Annotated in this window: 11 protein-coding genes; 6 read left to right on the top strand and 5 right to left on the bottom strand. The window is 49.6% G+C overall.

The features are described from left to right. Positions 1–83: 83 nt before the first annotated feature. The 4 genes from HBO19_RS24035 to HBO19_RS24020 are packed head-to-tail and all read left to right on the top strand — an operon-like array spanning position 84 to position 5,955. Positions 84–1,562: a site-specific integrase gene (locus HBO19_RS24035; protein ID WP_170058460.1), complete on the top strand. Its 1,479-nt coding sequence runs from the start codon at positions 84–86 to the stop codon at positions 1,560–1,562. Then, complete coding sequence (locus tag HBO19_RS24030) at positions 1,552–3,483, top strand: hypothetical protein (RefSeq protein ID WP_170058459.1); 1,932 nt, start codon at positions 1,552–1,554, stop codon at positions 3,481–3,483. The genes HBO19_RS24035 and HBO19_RS24030 overlap by 11 nt, the downstream gene beginning before the upstream one ends. After that, positions 3,480–5,531: an integrase gene (locus HBO19_RS24025; protein ID WP_262386317.1), complete on the top strand. Its 2,052-nt coding sequence runs from the start codon at positions 3,480–3,482 to the stop codon at positions 5,529–5,531. Before HBO19_RS24030 ends, HBO19_RS24025 begins: the two co-directional genes overlap by 4 nt. Beyond that, positions 5,524–5,955 carry a hypothetical protein gene (locus HBO19_RS24020; protein WP_170058458.1) on the top strand — a complete coding sequence of 144 codons (432 nt, stop codon included), beginning with the start codon at positions 5,524–5,526 and terminating at the stop codon, positions 5,953–5,955. Before HBO19_RS24025 ends, HBO19_RS24020 begins: the two co-directional genes overlap by 8 nt. A gap of 79 nt (positions 5,956–6,034) precedes the next feature. On the opposite strand, the gene HBO19_RS24015 is transcribed toward HBO19_RS24020, so the two are convergent. The 3 genes from HBO19_RS24015 to HBO19_RS24005 all read right to left on the bottom strand — a co-directional run bounded on the left by HBO19_RS24015 (position 6,035) and on the right by HBO19_RS24005 (position 8,266). Continuing rightward, entirely contained in the window at positions 6,035–7,231 is a 1,197-nt protein-coding gene (locus HBO19_RS24015) for a hypothetical protein (RefSeq protein ID WP_170058457.1), read from the bottom strand. A gap of 242 nt (positions 7,232–7,473) precedes the next feature. Next, complete coding sequence (locus tag HBO19_RS24010) at positions 7,474–7,701, bottom strand: BPSL0761 family protein (protein ID WP_170058456.1); 228 nt, start codon at positions 7,699–7,701, stop codon at positions 7,474–7,476. A gap of 94 nt (positions 7,702–7,795) precedes the next feature. Then, positions 7,796–8,266 carry a hypothetical protein gene (locus HBO19_RS24005; protein WP_170058455.1) on the bottom strand — a complete coding sequence of 157 codons (471 nt, stop codon included), beginning with the start codon at positions 8,264–8,266 and terminating at the stop codon, positions 7,796–7,798. Here HBO19_RS24005 and HBO19_RS24000 point away from each other — a divergent pair. Then, positions 8,223–8,651, top strand: a complete 429-nt coding sequence (locus HBO19_RS24000; RefSeq protein ID WP_346266510.1) for a helix-turn-helix transcriptional regulator — start codon at positions 8,223–8,225, stop codon at positions 8,649–8,651. The two genes, HBO19_RS24005 and HBO19_RS24000, sit on opposite strands and share 44 nt — an antisense overlap. Positions 8,652–9,184: 533 nt before the next feature. On the opposite strand, the gene HBO19_RS23995 is transcribed toward HBO19_RS24000, so the two are convergent. Both HBO19_RS23995 and HBO19_RS23990 read right to left on the bottom strand, forming a co-directional pair. Then, the gene (locus HBO19_RS23995; RefSeq protein ID WP_170058453.1) at positions 9,185–10,969 is read right to left on the bottom strand and encodes an ATP-dependent helicase; all 1,785 of its coding nucleotides are present in this window, start codon (positions 10,967–10,969) and stop codon (positions 9,185–9,187) included. Further along, entirely contained in the window at positions 10,969–13,107 is a 2,139-nt protein-coding gene (locus HBO19_RS23990; RefSeq protein WP_170058452.1) for an AAA family ATPase, read from the bottom strand. The genes HBO19_RS23995 and HBO19_RS23990 overlap by 1 nt, the downstream gene beginning before the upstream one ends. 187 nt (positions 13,108–13,294) lie before the next feature. Between HBO19_RS23990 and HBO19_RS23985 the strand changes: the two genes are divergently transcribed. Next, entirely contained in the window at positions 13,295–18,631 is a 5,337-nt protein-coding gene (locus tag HBO19_RS23985) for a hypothetical protein (RefSeq protein ID WP_170058451.1), read from the top strand. Positions 18,632–18,935: the final 304 nt, after the last annotated feature.

Below are 18,935 nucleotides of genomic sequence, written 5' to 3'. Positions count from 1 at the left end.
CCGCCAGTGAGCATCGCGCCCGAGTAGAGTGGGGCCATATTTCATGAATGGATAAGATCGACTCACCCCGTTTGGAGTGAGCCATGTCCTATTCTAATCCACGCCATGAAGGCCGTATGGTGCTTATTGACCATATGGCAGATGCATTCGCCACCCTGCACGTGCTGGCACCTTCGCCAGAGTGCTTCGAGGCTGCCCTTGAGGGAGCCGCATCCAAGGCTATTCGCAAGGTTCCAGAAATCGGCTTACGGGAAGGAAGAGGTGATTTATTCAACTTTCCATTCTTATTCCATGCAAACGCTGAACCTTGGGTAGAGGCGAATTCATACTTAAGGCATCTTGCTGAGCTGAATGTTTCTAAAATGAGACCTTCAGATGAACTACGACGTCGAGCAAGTAAGTTGCTAGACTACTTAGTGTTCTGTGAAACTGAATCTCTGAGCTGGCTTGATTTCTCAGGCCGCCGCCCCGCACTGCGACCGACGTATAGATACTTTGCTTTTCTTTTAAGTAACGGCAGGCGTAGTGTGGCGGTCGTAAATCAGTACACTGGTGTGATATATGACTTCTATAAGTTTGTTAGTGCTAATTGGCACTGCGTAGATATGCGGCGTGTGGATAGTGTTAGCGATGTAAGGTTTTTAGTTAAAAACTCATACGGCGCTTCTAGGATGATAAAGGCTGAGAAAAGAAGTCAGACGAGTATTAAACCCCCTAAAAATTCTGTGCCAATGGGGTTTGTTCGTGAGTCTGGTGAGGATTTAAGGCCTCTCACCAATCTTGAATTAGGGAAGTTGATGTCCACTCTGAAGTCTAGTGAGTGGTCGGCCCAAGAGCGCCTAATCTTGTTGGCCTCATTGATGACTGGGGCGCGTAAGCAAACAGTACTGACCCTTCGGATAAAGCACCTAAGGTCTTTCGTTCCAGAAAATCTGCAAGGCGATGGTTGCTATATTCTACATGCTGGCCCAAAAACAGGTATTGATACAAAGAAAAGTCGCAGCCAGCGCTTGTATGTTCCTAAACAACTAGCAGAAGAGTTGAGGGTTTTTGCTTATAGTCCTTTGATGGTCGAGCGCCGGTTAAAATTTGAGAAAAATCTTGCTCATGTAATTCCTGAAGTCTCTATGGATAAGGAAGATTATTATCTGTTTCTTTCGGATCAAGGTGGTTGCTACTACATGGCAAAAGACGACCCTCGTTACGAGGCAATTAAGTCGCCAGCGACAGGTCAGGTTACTGATACGATAAAAAGAAAACTTCTTTCTAAAATTTCTGAAGGGTTTCCTTTTGATTTTTCTTATCACTGGTTGCGCGCCACCTTCGCTTTTCAACTTTACCAGCGGCTGAATGATCTTGTTGTGGCCGGGGTTATGCGTCCGGGGGACGTCATAGAATTTATCAAAGATCGGATGCATCACGCATCCAGAGAAATGACAGAGCACTACCTCCAACTCTTTAAAATGCTTCCCGATATTTTTGTCGCTCAAGAACATTACGAGGGGGTTTTATTCTGGGGTAAGTACGATGAGCTCAAGCTGGATGGGCGAAATGAGTACTGATGAATTATTGAGTTACCGTAATACAACTATTGTAACGGTGGACGAATTGGGGCAGGATTTTCTACATCCTGAACTCCTGTGTTTGCGTCTGAAGGATTCTAAGGTAAGAAAGGCTCCCATCGATATTGGTAGCTTTGCCTATTTGAGGAGGAGTAGCAAAGCTGATCTGAAAGGCGGTCGGGGAAATGCTGTGGATGTATCATCTCTTGAAGTAAGTCGGCGTGGGCTTGTTGTAAACTTGTTGGACTCACTTGTTGGACTCAGGGATACGTCAATTCGCTATTTTTTGTACCATGCTGAAAGTATTTTAGTTTGGCTGAACAGCAATGGTTACATTGAAGTCTTCCTCGATGGGCGTCAAGCGTCTGCTGCATATGTATCTTATACAAACCACCTCAATGACTCGGTGATGCATGGAAAAATCACGCCGCAATACGCTAATGGCGTGCAGCGAGTGTTTCAGGCTATAGTCAAAATGCAGTGTCCGGAAGAGTGTGAATATATACTCAGTAACGCACCAGCAATCCCTGCTCTTAGGGAACCAATAAGACCGCCACGCTCCTCAGATGTCGAACTTTTCAAAGACGTTTGTCTAGCTATAGCGCGTAATTTTCGCAGATTTATCCTCGATAGAGAAAGTTATCCATGCGTAGTGAGGATTAGGGGCTATGAAGTTGTTAGATTTCCTTCTCATCAAGGGGTAATCGGCCCATTTAGCAACGGTGCTCCTTGCTACAACGCAGAAAAGCGACGAATAGCCACGATTGAAGAGTATTTAGCGCACCCTATAAAACAAGCTATAAGACCTCGATTAGATGCCGCTCGCGCAACCTTAAAAAGTGTAAATGCAAATCTGATAGATGCTAACGTAGATAGCCGGTGCCACGATCGTATGCTCATGGCGGCGCTATCTATGAAAGCATATGCTGCGCTTCTCCTTCTTATAACAGGTGCATCACCTGCTGAGTTGGAACAGTTTGACTACGAAGAAGCTATTGAGGTAGAAAAATCTGTTGTAAATAAGCAGTTTACTGCTATTAAATTTCGCGCCAATGGGAGAAAAACCCGTTACGTGATTGGTCGGAAGGAAGGATTGCCTCTGCTTCGTGAGTATTTGGCTTTACGGGAGTGGGTACTTGATGGTCGGGAGTGTGAAAAGTTATTTTTCGCATTTCCGCAGGTAAGTGCGTTTACCTCCATGCGTATTTTTCCCAGGATGAGTGCGACAAACGCCTTAAAGTCCTTTTATGACTCTGTGTCTGGCACGTACCTTGATCCAAGTTGTCCGAATATTACTTCTAGAAAGATTCGTAAGTATAAAAGTAATGTCCATCACTCGGCTGGCTTTTCACCAGAGATCGTTGCGAACTCTCTCAATCACACTGAAGCTATAAATGTTAAGGTTTACGGCGAAGCCACCATCGAGCAACAGGAGGGCGAACTAGATAAGTACTGGGACGCCGTACGTAAGGCGGCGCAGATGGTCCGAGACCGTAGCGAGCCTTCCTCTCAAGATAATGTTGCTACCGCTGCGGGGCATTGCAAATTATTTGATCTTCCAGAAGCTGACTCCAGCCTCGGAGCTGTTGTGATCGCTCCAAACTGTCGGCAGCAGTATGGGTGCCTATACTGCGTAAACTACTTATGTCACTCAGATGAGGAAGATGTGCACAAGCTACTGAGTCTACAGTATGTAGTTGAAGCTGTACGTCACTCGGCGAGCGACCACAGTCATGCAGACTCATTGTACATGGATCTATCTATGAGAATTAAATTCATCGTGGATTCTATTGGTGGGCGCTCTATAGAATTGTCGGATATGGTGGAGAGCGTAAGGGGCAATGTGTTTGAATTGGGGGAACTCACTCCGTTTTGGGAAAGTCGGTTGCAGCGGTATGAAAAGCTAGGAGTAGTCTTTTGATTAGTGAGGAAATTAAATGCGTTGAACATATCGGAAGTGGATCTTTTTCATTTGACAGTAATTATTCATCTGCAGAGATTGATTGTGAGCCGAGAGGCGATCTTGTACTGTGTCGAGATCAACATGGAAACCCAACGGCTGTTTATGATTGGGATGTATGGGACTTCAATCCATACAGGCTAGGTGTAAAAAAAATTAATAAAATTAGTTTCTGCAAGGTGTTTGAGTCGGACGGGCCTGAACAACGCAGTTTGATCAGTGAGACTAAATATAGTTTGTATTGCTTGATTTATTATTCTGGGTCTGGCCGTCTTGGAAAATTAGGTCCGGCAACGGTTGTTCGTTATTGGCGCACGCTTGTTTCAATCTTACGATTTTGTTACCTGCAAAAACAGAAGCCAGCTGTTGGTGTGCTCTCATTGAGACAGATTTTGACAACGCCAATTTATATGGCCGCATTTATAGCGTCACTGAATGGTCACCAAAGCGCGCAGGCGAGAGTTTCGCAACTGCTTCTTAATTTAATTCATATAGGCGAGAAGCGCTTAGGCTATAGAGTGCTTAGTGCTGCTGATCTACGAGTTTCAAATGTCGCTTACAAGCAACATCCAGTTATACCTACTAGGATTTATCTTGAATTAATCAACACGCTGTCCGATTTGCTAAATCAAGTTTATCAAGGGGTAGGTGCTCTTGAGGCATTCATAACCGAGTTTCGCGATGAATTTTATGGCATTCACTATGTCAGGCAAAAATCTCTGGGTGTGGGAGGGAAGGCCTGCTATCGGCCCAGCATGGTTGACGCGATTGAAATACATGGTTTGCGTAACGTTTTCGTTGGAGACTTCGCCTGCGCGCATAAAAAGCTGCTGAGTGGGGCTCTTCTACGCATCCAAAGTATGGTTAAACACGTGCTACAACTGTACACGGGAATGCGCGAGGACGAGGTAATGCGTATGTCCTATGACTGCTTGATTAATGAGGTTTTTGGAGTTGATTTAATCGATGATCATGGCTTTACCCGGGATGAAGCTAGATCAGTAAATATTTTGTCCACTACTTCAAAGTTCTCAGGTTATAGAAAGTCGGTGTCCTGGCTCGCTCCAAACGAGGTGATAAGAGCTATAGAAGTTGCTCAGTCAATATGTCGTGGGCTCGCTAAACATTACGGCTTAGAAAAAGAAAACTGTCCCCTGTTTCTCAATCCGGCAATACTGAGTTACAGAAAGACTGAGGTTGGCGTCGGAAGAGTAAGTGGTAATAAGGTGAAGTTGGAGTCAATCCAAATGCACGTGATCCAGTCGTCCGATTTACAAGAACTTTCCCAAACTGACACTCGGCGAGACTTTTATAACGAAGCTAAATTTTCGGTGGGGCGACCGTGGCCGTTGACTAGCCACCAGTTTCGTCGCTCACTGGCATTTTATGCTAGCAATAGCGGGTTTGTATCGTTGCCAACTTTAAAGTCGCAGTATAAACATATGACAATAGAGATGTCGCGTTATTATAGTAATGGGTTTGAGAACCTCAAAACAATTTTTGGGTATTACGATTCAAATAAGAAAGAATATCTGTTGCCTGCCAGTCATGTAGCGCTCGAGTTTCAGATGGGGATGCCTATGGCGATCGCCAATCAACTTGTCTCAGATGTATTGTTCAAAGAAAATCCATTGTTCGGTGGTACCGGCTCTTACTTGGAGAAGCAGAAGCTACGCATTGAGTCTGGTGAAATTAGTATCGAATATTTTCGTGCTGAAACTGCGGCTCGTGTAAGAAATGGTGAAATGAGTTATCGCTCTACCCTTTTGGGCGGCTGTACCAAATTTGGTCGTTGTGACTCATTCCTGCTGGGGGATTATACCGAGTGTCTCTCGTGTGAAGGTGCCATTATAAAAAAAGATAAAATTTCTGAAGCTATCTACGAAGCAGAAAGTGAAATTAGAAAGTATTTCGCGGGCACGGCAGAGCACCAAATAACAGAGAGTGAGATCAAGCGATTGAAGAGTTTCCAGAAACGGCTAATTTGCCGAGGGCTATCCGATGAATGACGGTCTACGAGCCTGCGAAGAGGCATTGACGCGACTTATGAAAGGTGAACCGGTAGTATCGAAACATGTCGGGCTCAGCCTCAAAAAAATTACCGCAAGCATTGTTAGTTTGGAAGCCGGTTTCGATAGGGGGTACCTGAAGAAATCCCGCAGATTACATCTGCCTATTTTGGCGAAGATTGAGGCATGCCGTAATGATGAGAGCAAGAGGCATGGAGAAGCAAGCGTAAATAAGTCGCAGCACGATATAAAAAGAGCCAAGGATTTAGAACGAAAGCTCGCATTGGCGGAAGCGCAACGAGACCTTGTGCTCACTCAGAATTTACAGCTTTGGGAACGTATCAGAGTATTAGAGCTATCAGCTAAAAATGGTGAAGTGGTCAGCATTCGAGATCACATGAAATATGGGAGCGGAGAAAACTAGCATAAATTGGTGTGGTCGAGCTCTGCCCTGGCGAGGTGTAATCTCGGCCTTTAATGACGTTGATACACCAGGCTGGCAATCACAATGTCGTGGTCCATGTTCCTTGCTGGTCAGTTCGCCAAGGCGGGACACCGGCCTGCATGGAGTTCAGCGTAGATTCTACTTCATCTAGCGGGTGGCCGTAGCTGTTGGCGCCGCATGATATTGGAGTAGTCAGCGATGAAAAGACGTTTTTCCATTCCTTAGCTGAAACGTTGCCGGCAGCTCCTCCATGGTGAGGTGTTACAAGAACACAAGAGGCTCTGCCGTAGCTTGCTACATTTGCCGATGCTGTCAGTACTTTGTCGTAATGGTGATCCCCTGTCAGCAAGGCCACCTGATTAGATCCTTGAACCCCGAGCACAATACCTGTCTGATTACGAGCACGTCCCGATGTGGCACGAAATAGGGTAAAGGCGCCTTGGCGCCAGTGTTGTACTAGAGCAATCACTCGGGAAGAGTTAGCAGGTCTTGCAGCAGGCGGGATTGCTGTTAAAGGCACGTTGTTGTCAGCTAATAGTTGGCAAACACGCGAAAAAGTGGCTGTATTGGGGATCTGACTTGGAACTACTACATTGCGCAACTTGGAAAGTTCGACGGGAGTGAATTCAAGCAACGCCAAGTAGTGATCAACGTCCCAGTGACTAATGAACAGACATATAGGCCGCTTTTCAGTGCCGATTTTGCGGCTGACAATTACATCTCTGACCATAGCCTTGGTGAAATGGCGACCTGCTCCAACATCGTAAATGATTCTGTCACTTGGAGTTTCGATCTCATTCCAATTCGCGTGCCCGCAGTCCACAACTGTAAGAGTGATTGAACCCGTTGGATTCGGATCGACAAAGAACTGGATGGGGGTAGTAGAAACGGTAGCGATTTGAGGGGAGGCAAGTTTCTTGGAGCGTGAGATTGCTTTCCAAGGAACGCTTTTCAGTTCCGCACCTAAGAATGAACCGCCGGCAGCATCTATCTCGACTGGCACATACTCAGCACCATCAAAGGATTTCATATCGATTTCATACCAAGATCCCTCTCGAAAACTGCTGTATCCGTCAGGTTCGTAGGAAAAACGGATCATTGAGGGAGTACTGCCTTGCACCGAGCCATCTGACATTGCTCGGCCGTCGAGGAATTGAGCAAATCTTCGGTGGTCTGAATAGGTTGTGAAATCAAGCAAAACTTGATGGAGGTTAGAACCCTTTTCCTTATTTACCTGCTGGACGTAAAACAACATATTCCACACCATTCACAGAATCTAGGATCGCAGCGTATTAATGATAAGCTGAACAACACAGCCGCGTCGTGACTTTGTCACACATTTTCGAAATCGGTCTAACCTCCAACCAATCTCGACGGATTCGTATTGGTCACTTTTTGCGTGCGCCCTTGACGGTGTCGAGCGAGCAGATCTCTGTGATCATGGTTAAAGATATGTGCCGGGATTATCCAGTCGGGTGCATGGCACGGTGTTCGGGGTTAATCAACAAGCGATGAACTAAAGACGGGCCCCATAAGCCCAGATAATGAATTGGTGTGTTCCTCTATGCGGCTCGCCGTCAGCATGTCCTCTTTGGTAGGGTAGTGGCGTAAAAGAAATTTAGCATCACGGCGAATGCGCTCAGGTAGTGATGTGTCGCGGGATAGCTCGATCAGAAAGTCGCGGGTTTGAATCACTGAACGGGTACGCTCGTGCGGCATTGTCATATCACCTCCAAACAGAGCTGGGTCCTATAAGCTATGGCTTTGCTCCTTCGGCACCTAACGTTTGCTTTGCAATGACTGCGCTTCGTACCGGAGTCTATTCCGGTGAAGAAATAGGCTTGGCGTCGGTAAGGTGATGACTAGATTGGTAAATGATTCGCTCATCTCTGAGTTTGGCGCTTTGGATCATTTCGGCCTCCGTATACCGCTTACCATTCTCCAGCACGTAGATGTAAACGAATTCCCCATTTTTCTGGTTGGACGCTTCTACTAGGGCAGCGAGTCTCTCCATCATCCACGCCCCGCTACCATTTACGTCTCCTGGACTGACGATCATGACATCGTCGATCCAAAGTGCGTCACCACGGTCATTGAGCAACTGCTCAAATTCGCGCAGCTCAGGCATAAGTAGCGTGCATTGGCGCTGGTGTCCTGAGCGTGTATAGCCGATCGAAACGTAAAGCCAAATGCTGTTGAACGAGAGCTCTGCGTAGCGCCAATGGCGTATCTCTGGCTTATTGGCCATGAGTCCCAAAGGAACCTCAGCCTGTGCGTATGTCACCAACACGAGCGGTTTTCCTTACGAAATGAACACTATAGATTGTAGCTCTATGGTGTGCAATGGGGCTCTATCGTTCCTTTTGTGGGACGTATCGATGGAGCTGGGAAAAGCCTTTGGGGTTACATTGAAACGTTATCGAATTAGGGCTGGGCTGTCTCAAGAGTCCTTTTCGACTGTGAGCAGTCGAACGTACATTAGTACGCTGGAGCGAGGGCTCAAAAATCCCACGCTAGACAAAGTTAACGAAATCGCCTCAGTGCTTTCGGTGCACCCACTGTCTCTGTTAACGACCTACTACCTGACCCTCGATGACACACTGTCAATTGATGATCTGATCGCCCGTATTCGTTCCGAGCTGATAGCCGCGAACGGAGACACAAACGATGTTTAGCTTCGGACGCTTCGTTAAGGGATTGTTGATCCGATTGTTGCTCAGTCACAAGTGGGTGTACTTGTCCTCACTTATTGGAAAGTCACCAGGTGTCGGACCGGATGTTTCTATAGATGCGACATGGGAATAGGATACGTTTCCGTGTACTGCCCTTCAGTGCGAATCAGGTAAAAATCGAATAGGCTCAGGAGTGTTTATGAAAGGCCGAAGGAAGGATAAAACCCAGAAGTGGCAGTTGTGCGCTCAGTTCGAAGCTGAGGCTCTCGCTTTGGCTGGCACGAGGTCTGCCAATCAAGAGCGGTTCGTTCGGGTCGCCATTCAGATGGGCCGCAGCTCTGAGCCCGTAGGGGGAATGGCTGGAACCCCTAGCGCAGAATCTTCCGCAGTCTAGAACTCTGAGCGGCTTGCTCGCTTCTTTCATTAATTCATCAAGATAACGCAGATGCCCCGTGGCGGGCCTGCTCTGGGGCGTTACCTCGAAGCTCGAAGTTGCCTACGAAACTAGGGGCGATTCAAACCGGCCAGGCGGGATGCTATTCGGCTGCGTCGTAGTCAAAGACACATGCGAATAGTGCCTCTGTAGCCGCATAGTACCCATAGCGACCTTGGGGACGTCCGCTTTCAGAAATCAAATGTAGATTCTTGCGGGCACGGGAACCTACGACGTAGAGGAGCTTGTTCGCGGCATCCAAGCTTGCTGACTCAGTGAAATGAGGCACCATTCCCTGAAGTAGGCCGAACGCGATGACCACATCGTACTCGGCACCTTTTACCCCATGGATCGTCGAAACTGTGATACCAGTCCGCTCGCGAAATACCTTCCTGAAGAAAGAGATGTCGTTGATGTACGGGGCTCCGTCCTTTTGGAGCCTGTCAATCCGAGATTGTGAGCTGCGAAAGAACGCATCGCGGTGCTCCACCAATGCGGGGAAGCTATTAAGGGCTACGCCGAGTCGTTCAAGCAGCGCGGTGAAGGCTTGGTCAAGGTAGGCAATCCCATCCGTCTCGGAGATTGAAATTGAGTTGCATTCCCTCAATAGGAGCCGCTGCGTCAGACGCGATGTATCAACGCCTAAATCACCAAGGTCGCTGATCACATCCCTGGCCCATCGCATGCGACGAACAAGCATCTTCGGCGATGACTCAGTCAGGATGATTTTCGAAACTTTGAACCAGAAGTTGTCTATATCGTTGCTAAAGGGGACTAGGCCAGGGCCGTCAAATTGCTGATCCGGAAGCATCCTTACTAATTGGCGCGTCGTCGATGCCAATAAAATCCACCATGGGGCGAGCACGCAGATCTCCTCAGGAGGATGCCCCGCAGCAAGGCTTGCCTGGATCAGTCTTACTAGCTCGTCATGCAAATTGGGGAGTGTTACTTGCTGGTTGTACGAAACCTTACTTGGAAACGACGCATTCGATCCCGCGCTCTCGATTGATGTCGGATAAACGTTGAAATTCGAGAAGTGGGAAATGATCCTCTTGCTCGAACGGTAATTCCGGGTAAGCGCCATTTCTCTTATCGGGATTCCAGCCTCGGCACGAAAATCAGCCACCGGAACTGCGTAGCCACCAAGCGAGCCGTAGATAGCTTGGTTTGGATCGCCGACGATGAAGGTCTTCGTTCGCCCCGCTCCGGCACGCAAAATAGCGGTAAGAAGGCCATACTGAATTTGCTTCGTGTCCTGATACTCGTCTACCAGGACATATGAGAAGACCGAAGCGAGAAGTGATGCAATATGCTTTTGATCACGCATCAGGACCTGCGCATACCAAAGGATCAGCTCGAAATCGATCTGACGCGCTTCGGCGAGCTCGTGAAAATACTCACCAAGAATTTTATGAAGCGTCTCATGCTTCCAAGCATCTTTGCAGCCTAGGTGATAGCCCGTTTTGCTGAAGTAGTAATCGCAATCCCAGTGCGTGATCTTTGCGTAGGGCGCGCATAGCCTATCTAGCATGAGTTCGCGGTCGTGCTTGTCTAGGACTCGATAGCCGCGGGAAAGCTCTGGAAGGTAGATGCCATATGGCTTAATGATCCACTCGAGGCAAAATGAGTGAATGGTCCCGATCCACAGCTTTGACGTGTCAACACCGAGATCTTCAATGCGCTCCTGAATTTCATCTGCTGCGCGGTGCGTATAAGTAATCGCCACGACAATCCGCTTGTCCGTGGCCCGCGAAAGCTCATAAGCGATCTTATAGGTCAACGTCCGCGTTTTTCCGCTACCAGGGCATGCAATGAGGAATACGCTCGAAGGTTCCTCGACTGCGGCAGACTGCTCGGCGTTCAATTCACGGGGATCCCAGGCGAACATCAGGCAATGCCTGCCATGAACAAACTAATGGCATCGCCTGGTAGCGCAAGGGCGACAGCAGTTTTTAGGAAAACAAGATCGATTTCGCCGCGTTGGAAACGCTCAACCTCACCCCTCAGGAGTGCTAGTCGTGGCTGTGCTGAAGGATCGGCATGGATTTGGCGGGCAACTCGATACTGTAGGATTCTGGCGAGCAGCAGAGGGGATATGTGCCCATGCGCGAAGTGAAGGGCCTGCAAGATGTAGGGAGGGATTGCTACCTGATGGTCCAGTTCTTCGGCGAGCATAATTGCAAACCAGCCTTTCCCCTCGTACTCAGCCATCAACAGCGCACGAAAACCTACTAGGTGAGGTTGACCTGATCGAAGGGCTTCCACCGCTTCATTGATAGTGTGCGGCGCTATATAGACCTTGCTCGCTGCTCGAACGAACGCCTCCTCGTTGCCCGCTGATACGAGGTCAACTTCAAAGGTGTGTGGTGCATAGAAGGCCGAGATCCAAGGGTTTCCAGCGACAAAGGCATCGAGACCAACCTTGCGTTCGGCGCCAGCTTTTTGGGAGCCTATCGCCTTGCGCTTCTTGCTTGCCAGAAACTCATGGTCAGTGGGCTGCGGCGTCACATCAAAGAAGGTGGTATCAAGGTCAGTGACTATCGCACAGCGCTTGCGGATTCGGAGGTCGTGAAAAAGGACAGCGACGTTTTTGAACCCCGTGCTGCGTATGTTGATGACGCTAATACCCAACTCATCAACGCTCAGCCCAAGCACCTTCTTCACCAAGATCGGGATCAGTATCTCCTCCGCATCGCCTTCAACGAGCAGCACGCTTTTAGCGAAGAGCAAATTGCTACGGACGGCATCCAGATATCTCTGGATGCTTCTCACCTCTGATGGCTCAAGCCCCGTAGCGGGTTGATAAGCCTCGCAATATGAGCCTTGCCGTCCCAGAATGTTGACGTTAGTGACATTGCTCACTTCGGAGATGTGGGTCGAATGCGTTGTGTAGATGATCTGGGCATCGCTGTAGGAAATACGGTCGAATAGAGTCTTCTGGATATGGGTGTGGATGTGCGCTTCGGGCTCCTCGATCAGCAAAAAGTTGGCAATGGCAAGCTTCTCACGCTGATACTTGAACTCAAGAAGCTTCAGCGTGAGGTAGATGAGGTTTGCTCCGCCCAAGCTCAGCTCGTGGATACCACCCTCATACCCGTCATCGGCCTCGCCTACAAAAAGGCGCAGAGACTGAAATAATTTTTCTGCCTCATCTGGTAGGTCAGATTTAATCGAAAGCGAAGCAGGCGAGTAGGTTTCTCCGGCCGCATCCTTGATGGTTTCGCGAATGTGGTTACGAACCGACTGCACGTCTTCGAGCCCTTCGATAGAGGCATTCAGGTCTCTGACCATCTGGGTTATAGGAAGCATCGACACTGGATCGATCTCCCCACTCTTGCTCTTAAGTAGCGCAAACAACGGGTTCGTTCGGTTGTTGTGAAACTCGGCAACGACGTCCCGGAGGGCTTGTATGAAGGTCAGTGACACTTCTTTCGTAACCGAGAGGAATCCAGGTACTTTAGCCCCGATCTGAGGAAATTCAGTTTCAGCACTGAAAGTACACGTATCGAAATCCCCCACAATCGATTGGTAGACGGAAGGGTCGCTGAAGTCGGCGCTGCTTCTTCCAGTGAACACAGTTTCGTAGTCATCGATCGTGATGGTACTGCGTATTTTCGCGAGCATCTCATCATCAAAAATATCGAGAGCAGCCAGCTTGAGCCGGATCTCCTTTTTCGGACGGAAGATGAGGTTATATGTGGCCTTCGCCAGCGGTCCCCCTTCGAGTGCAGCCGTGCCGTGAAGAAATAGCGCCTGCACGGCCTCGTCGGCGCTGATCTCTTCGAACTCCACACTGATTATGATCCAGTGGCCTCGCCATTCGCCGAGCGATCGGCAAAAGTCGGATTCCTCCAGTCGATAAGCCGCACGCACCATGGTGTCATCCAGTAGCAGACGGATTGCACGAAGGATATTGGACTTACCTGAGCCATTCTCGCCGATGATGGTGTTGACGCCACGCTGAAACTTCAGCGTCGTGTTGCTGAAATTCCGGTAGTTGACCAATGTCATTTTGGAAATGTGCATAATTCTCCAGAGCGCCAACGCCCGTGAACAACCTTGTCCGTTTGAGAGCGATGGTAGCGTGAGGAGGCATAGTATTCCCACAGAAACAGCTTGCAGGCGCCCACCAATAGGCGCAGCGATTGCGCCGCTCCGCAATAGCTTTATCAAATGGCATAATCCTAGATATTCCCATGGACGCGGCGAATTAGTGACGAAAATGACAAGAGATGATCAGTTCCCAGACTGTTCTGATGAACCGTCTTCAGCAGGTCAGCCCCAAGGCCAGGCAGCCCCTGCCAGCCCTGAGTTAACGGGTGGAGCGGGCTTCACCTTTGAAGATGGCGTAGTTGCTGTCTACGCCGTGGCGCTTTTGGGAGAAACAACTGCAGCGGGTCTGCCTGGCCGTATTGTCAAAAAAATTTCAGTTCAGCAAGGGGCGTTGGGCCACCCCTTGGATGATCTGATCGTCGATGCTGAAGGAGCTGATGATGTGCATATGCGCCTCAGCCTTCAAGTCAAACGGAAGCTGATTATCAGCGGCGCAAAAACCAATCCTGATTTCAGAGAAACAATCCAGCGCGCTCATCTGACTGTGGTATCTGCCGGGTTCCGCAAAGGGCTTGATCGTGTGGGGGCGATCGTTAACGAAATCACAGACGCCAACAAGCGTGTGTTCGAGACGCTTTGTGAGTGGGCACGTGCTGATGCTGAGACGGCGAGTTTTGTAAACAAAGTGATGACTGAGGGGATTGCCGGCGAAAAAAAGAAACAGTTCCAGGTTGTAAGGGGGCTCCTTGGAGAATTGGTTGAAGAAGAGATGTTGGATTCAGCCACTCACTGTTTGCTCTCGCACTTTGTTCTGATGCGGTTCGAGATGCTCCACGAGGGATCCACTACCGAAGCCAATGCGGTGGTAAGTCTTGCCGGTAGCCTTAATCCTGCTGAGCATTTTCGTGTAGATGATTTGTGGAGGCGCCTGCTTGCGTTGGTGCGCATTTCGGAGGGAGTGGCCGCTTCGTTTGATCGAAAAACTCTGATAGCGAGGCTGAACGGTGCGTTTCGACTGAGGGCCGCGCCTTCTCTTCGAATTGCAACGTCGCGCATTGCAGAAGAGTCGAGCCTGGCTGCCTCAGAAATAATCAATACCATTGCGGGGGTAAGTATCCCGCGGGAGCGTTTTGTTCAGCAGAGCCACGTAGCCTTGGAACGAGGCGCTTTCGTTCTGATCGGTGGTCTGCCTGGGGCAGGTAAGTCCGTTGTGCTAAGGGCTCTCGTTGAGGACGCGCTATTAGCAGGGCCTGCTCTTTTTCTTAAAGCGGACCGCATCAGTGGTGCGTCGTGGGCGCAGTACGCTGTCGCCAGCGGCATTGGAAACCATGCGCTGGAAGATCTGCTGGTCGAGCTTTCTGCAGTAGGGACGGCGACTTTGTTTATCGACGGTATTGATCGAGTTGAGGTGGGAGGGCGTCGAGTTTTACTGGACCTTTTCAACACCATCCTCGCATCACCCCTGTTGAGTTCCTGGAAAGTGGTTGCCACTGTTAGAGATACTGGCATGGAGCCAGTGCGAACCTGGCTGCCGAGGGCGCTATTCGACAGAGGGGTTCAGGTGGTTGATGTTGACGAATTCAACGATGACGAAGCCCACTTATTAGCTAGCGCTCAACCTGCTCTTAGGTCGCTGCTTTTCGGCAGTGAGCAAGTTAAAGCGATCGTCCGCCGTCCATTTTTTGCTGGCATTCTCATTATGAGAAATAGCGCAGACGAGAGCTCTCCTCGGTCCGAGGTTGAGCTCGCTACTACATGGTGGACGGATGGTGGGTACGGCGCCGAAGCTGCGCGTGCTGGCCAACGACGCAAGGCACTGGTGCAGCTTGCGCGTGCAGGAGCAAGCAAACTTGGTCGATCCATACCTTCGCTTGATCTCGATCCGCAAGCGCTTGCCGAGCTTGAGGCCGATGGCATCGTGCGACCTGTCCGTGCTGGTCAAACAGTGCGATTCGTCCATGATATTTACTTTGAATGGGCGTTTCTTCAGTACCTCATTTCGAAGGAAGGGGATTGGGTAACCGTCATTCAGGAAGTGGGAGAGCCACCTGTTCTGGGGCGGGTGGTGGAGCTGTTATCTCAGTCGGAACTTCAGGATGGCGAGGCCTGGGAAACCTATCTGCACCAGTTGGAAGCAACAGAGGGCATCCGATCACAGTGGTTGCGGGCCTGGATGCTGGGGCCTTTTGGACTTCCTACGTTCGCAACGCATCAAGCGGCCTATAGCAGGGTGTTGCTTGCAGATGAGGCTCAAAGAGTTACGAAACTAGCGGTCTGGTTTCAAGCCGAAAAGACCAAGCCCAATCCCATGGCCTTCAGTATGGAGCTGTTCCCGGATCTGGATATGACTGATCGGCTACTGGCAGCTGATCTGATGGCATTCCCGTCTGATTTCAGTTCGTGGCGCTGCTTCTGTCGGTGGCTGATGGATGTTGTGGGTAATCTTCCTGCTTCGATTCGTCCAGATTTAACCTCCGTTTTCGAAGTATGGCAAAACGCTTTATTGCATGTGCCAAATGTTGTGTCTGCAGCCATCATCTCCCAAGTGGACGCCTGGCTTGCTGATGTTGAGATTTACAATCACTCACGACAACAACTTGCGGAAGATAGTGCTTGGGAGTGCCTGAAGCGTGATGAGGCGAGAGAACTCGAGTCGAGGCTGCGCAAAATGCTTCTGCAAGCAAGCAAAACCTATCCCGAGTTCGCGAGAAAATATTTGAGTCGTTGGGAAGCAGAAGATGACGATGAGATACCGGCAGCAGTCAGTAATGCGGTTTTCTCATTTGCGCCAAAACTAAGTGTCATTTGCCCTAATCAACTGGCTGCTTTTACGTTACGAGTTCTGCTCGAACCTCTACCTGATGAAGTCTTACGCCGTTCTGCTGAGTCTGGCGAATACTGGAGGGCCGGGCATACTGCTCATGACTGGCGGACGTTATGTATTGCTGACCACCGTAGTTTTTTCCCGAGCGCACCGACTAGAGAGCCGTTCCACTCGCTGTTTTCCATGGCGCCAGCGTCAGCTTTGGCGTTAGTCGGTCAACTTATAAATCATGCCACGCAGGCGTGGCGTCAACTTCAGTGCTTGCCCGATGAGGAACGTCGTACTCCTATCCCCGTTTCACTTAGCTTTCCCTGGGGAGATCGAGTTTTTTGGGGAACAGAGCAAGAGTACGCATTGGTAAAAGGTGGGACAGGGTCGTACGTTTTAGGTACAGCGTTGATGGCGCTTGAGGCATGGGCTTTCAGGCGGCTGGGGGCTGGAGAAGCTGTTGATGATATTCTCAAAGATGTTTTGGCGGAACATAACAGCGTTGCTGTGTTAGCTATTGCGGTGGCAATTGTTCTTGAAAGTCAACACTTCTCCGAATGTAGTTTTCCTCTTTTGGCAAATCAACGGCTCTGGTACTGGGATATTCAGTCAAAGGTGTCTGGGGGCGCTAATCTATTCGGGTTCCGAACGGAGAGTAGAGAGCACGCTAAGGCTGTGAAAGCGATGAATGCCCGACCATGCCGGAAGAGAGAACTGCGGTCATTTGCTTCTGCGAACGTGCTCAGTGAGAGCGAATTGAGTCTGCGTCTTTCCAAGGCCATCACAGCGTTTACTACAGAGCTACCATTTGACTATAAGGAGGATCGTTCGAACTCAGTTATGGTGGACCGATTAAAGCGCACAGCAGGGCTCTGGGCTGAACTAGGAAAGGTAGAGAACTATACTGCCAACTTTAGTGAAGACGGTTCTGCGATTGTCGTGCAACATGTCAATCCAAAGGCGAAGGACGCCGAGTTCGAATCGCTCAACCGTGAGTACTCGGAACTGACAGGGCGTTTAGGGCTGCTCCATTGGGTAGATAAGTTTTTAGAGAATCGCCAGAACAATGCTATGGGTGTTGAGCAGGCCATAGCACGGGCAAAACAGATGGATTCGGAGACTTTATTTGCCGCCGCCGCATACTACACATCTACTGAGTTTCAACAGCAAGGTGCCGTAGCCGGTGTAGCAGCTGTGCTCCTGATACAGGGGCAGGCAGATGCTGACGACCTAGACTGGGCAATCAGTGTTTGTTCTCGAGTTCTCCATATGCCCACGTCTATGATGGGCTTATCCAGAAGCTCGAAACTGCTCCACCATCCTGTGCTCTATACCGTTCACGCCTTAGGTGCGCTACTGCAGGATCCATCGTTCCATGATGACGCTCGGGCCTGGCTTATCAATCTCATGGCTCATCCGTTTGAAGAAATAGGAATTGAGGCTTCGAGGGCAATGTTACGCGCTAACGAAGGGTGTTCAGGCAGCGCATGGCTGGCATTGAGTCTAGCCATGTCATTCTCGATAATCAGACCTCCACACGACAGGAATCCGGAAGACCAGGCTCGCTATCAGGCAGAGATTAAGTCTGCTATTGATGATGCTCTTCAACAAATAGAGTCGAATGTGTCTGCAGCTTTGCCGGAGATGCCTCCTGCTTGGTTAAAGCTTGATGTGCCAAGGGTTAGACGAGTTCCTACATTCAGCCTACTCAACACAGAGCCTCGCACAGTAACCGTAGAATGGGAGTTCCCGCCTATTGAGCCGGATACCGAATGGCTTTCAAAGGTGCTTGAACTCGCCCCGATTTCGGCATTCATGGCTGATACCGTGACAAGGGATTTGCTTCTAACGTGGTGTGATTCGCTCGTCCTCTGGACCTGTGAGCGCCTTTGTCCCGACTGGTCACGTGGTGCAGGCCGTCAAGATTTTAAGGCGAAATCTCACGGTTATTTCGAATGGCGAAACGCTTTGTATCTATTCCTTGCTCGTATCTCGATGATTCTTGATCCTGAGGTGAGTTATCGTCGCTTTATCGCCCCGGTGGTGGGGAAGGATGACGAAACGTTCTGTACGCTGCTGCAGTGTTATGTTGATTACTTAGTCAAAAAAATCAGGAATGAGCCAACTGTTCAGACAACTGCATTACTGTTACTTGAGAAAATCGTTTCTCGGATTCTAGAGTGCGCAGATTGGAAGAGTGCGGTGTGGAGTGACGGACGCTTACGCTGTTCGGAGCTTGAACAAATAATTAGGGCTCTCTTCTCTATCGATATCAAGAATTCACAAAATGCATCCAAGTTTAGTAATAGCGATTGGAGCGGTATTGCGCCTATTCTGGCGTTAACTGACCCTTTATTGGCCCATCATGGAAAAATACCTTTAGTAGCCTCCTTGTTTGTGAACCGCTGCGAGCGGAATTTTGACACTTATCCTATTGAGCATTTTGTGACTCACCTTGGCCATGTGCTCGGTCGAACCGATGGGATGCCACCCGGTTGGCGTGGAACAACGCTTCCAGCGAGGCTAGCGGGCCTGATTCAGCGATTTTCCGAGCGGACTCAACCTATTCCTGCGTCTGTGGCGCAGATGCTACTAAGTGGATTGGATACGCTGGTAGATCTAGGGGATCGGCGAGCCGCTGCTGTTCAGATTAGTGAGGTATTCAAGGATGTTAGGTCAGGCTGACTATGGGGGGTGGTTAATGTTGATATCCTTCACGCCCATGGCCTCAACATTACTTGTAACCGCCATCCCGTGTTATGAGGGACTTTCTCAAGCTGATACCACGCGTGTCGGTAGTTGATGGCAAGATGGATTCGTTCCTCTACCTGCGTCCGAGTCTCACCCTCAATGAACCGCTTCATGATCACCCCCGATACGATCTAGACGATCAGAAGGTTAGACAATCACTAGCGTTTTCACACAGCCTGGACCCAATCCGGACGTTCGTCGGTTTAGGCTCCAATGGCAGGGGTGAATCGCCCCGGAT

The sequence above is a fragment of the Pseudomonas sp. WS 5021 genome, from assembly GCF_012985535.1.
Classification (GTDB): Bacteria; Pseudomonadota; Gammaproteobacteria; order Pseudomonadales; family Pseudomonadaceae; genus Aquipseudomonas.
Note: the sequence above shows the minus strand (reverse complement) of the source record. Positions and strands in the feature narration are given on the sequence as shown.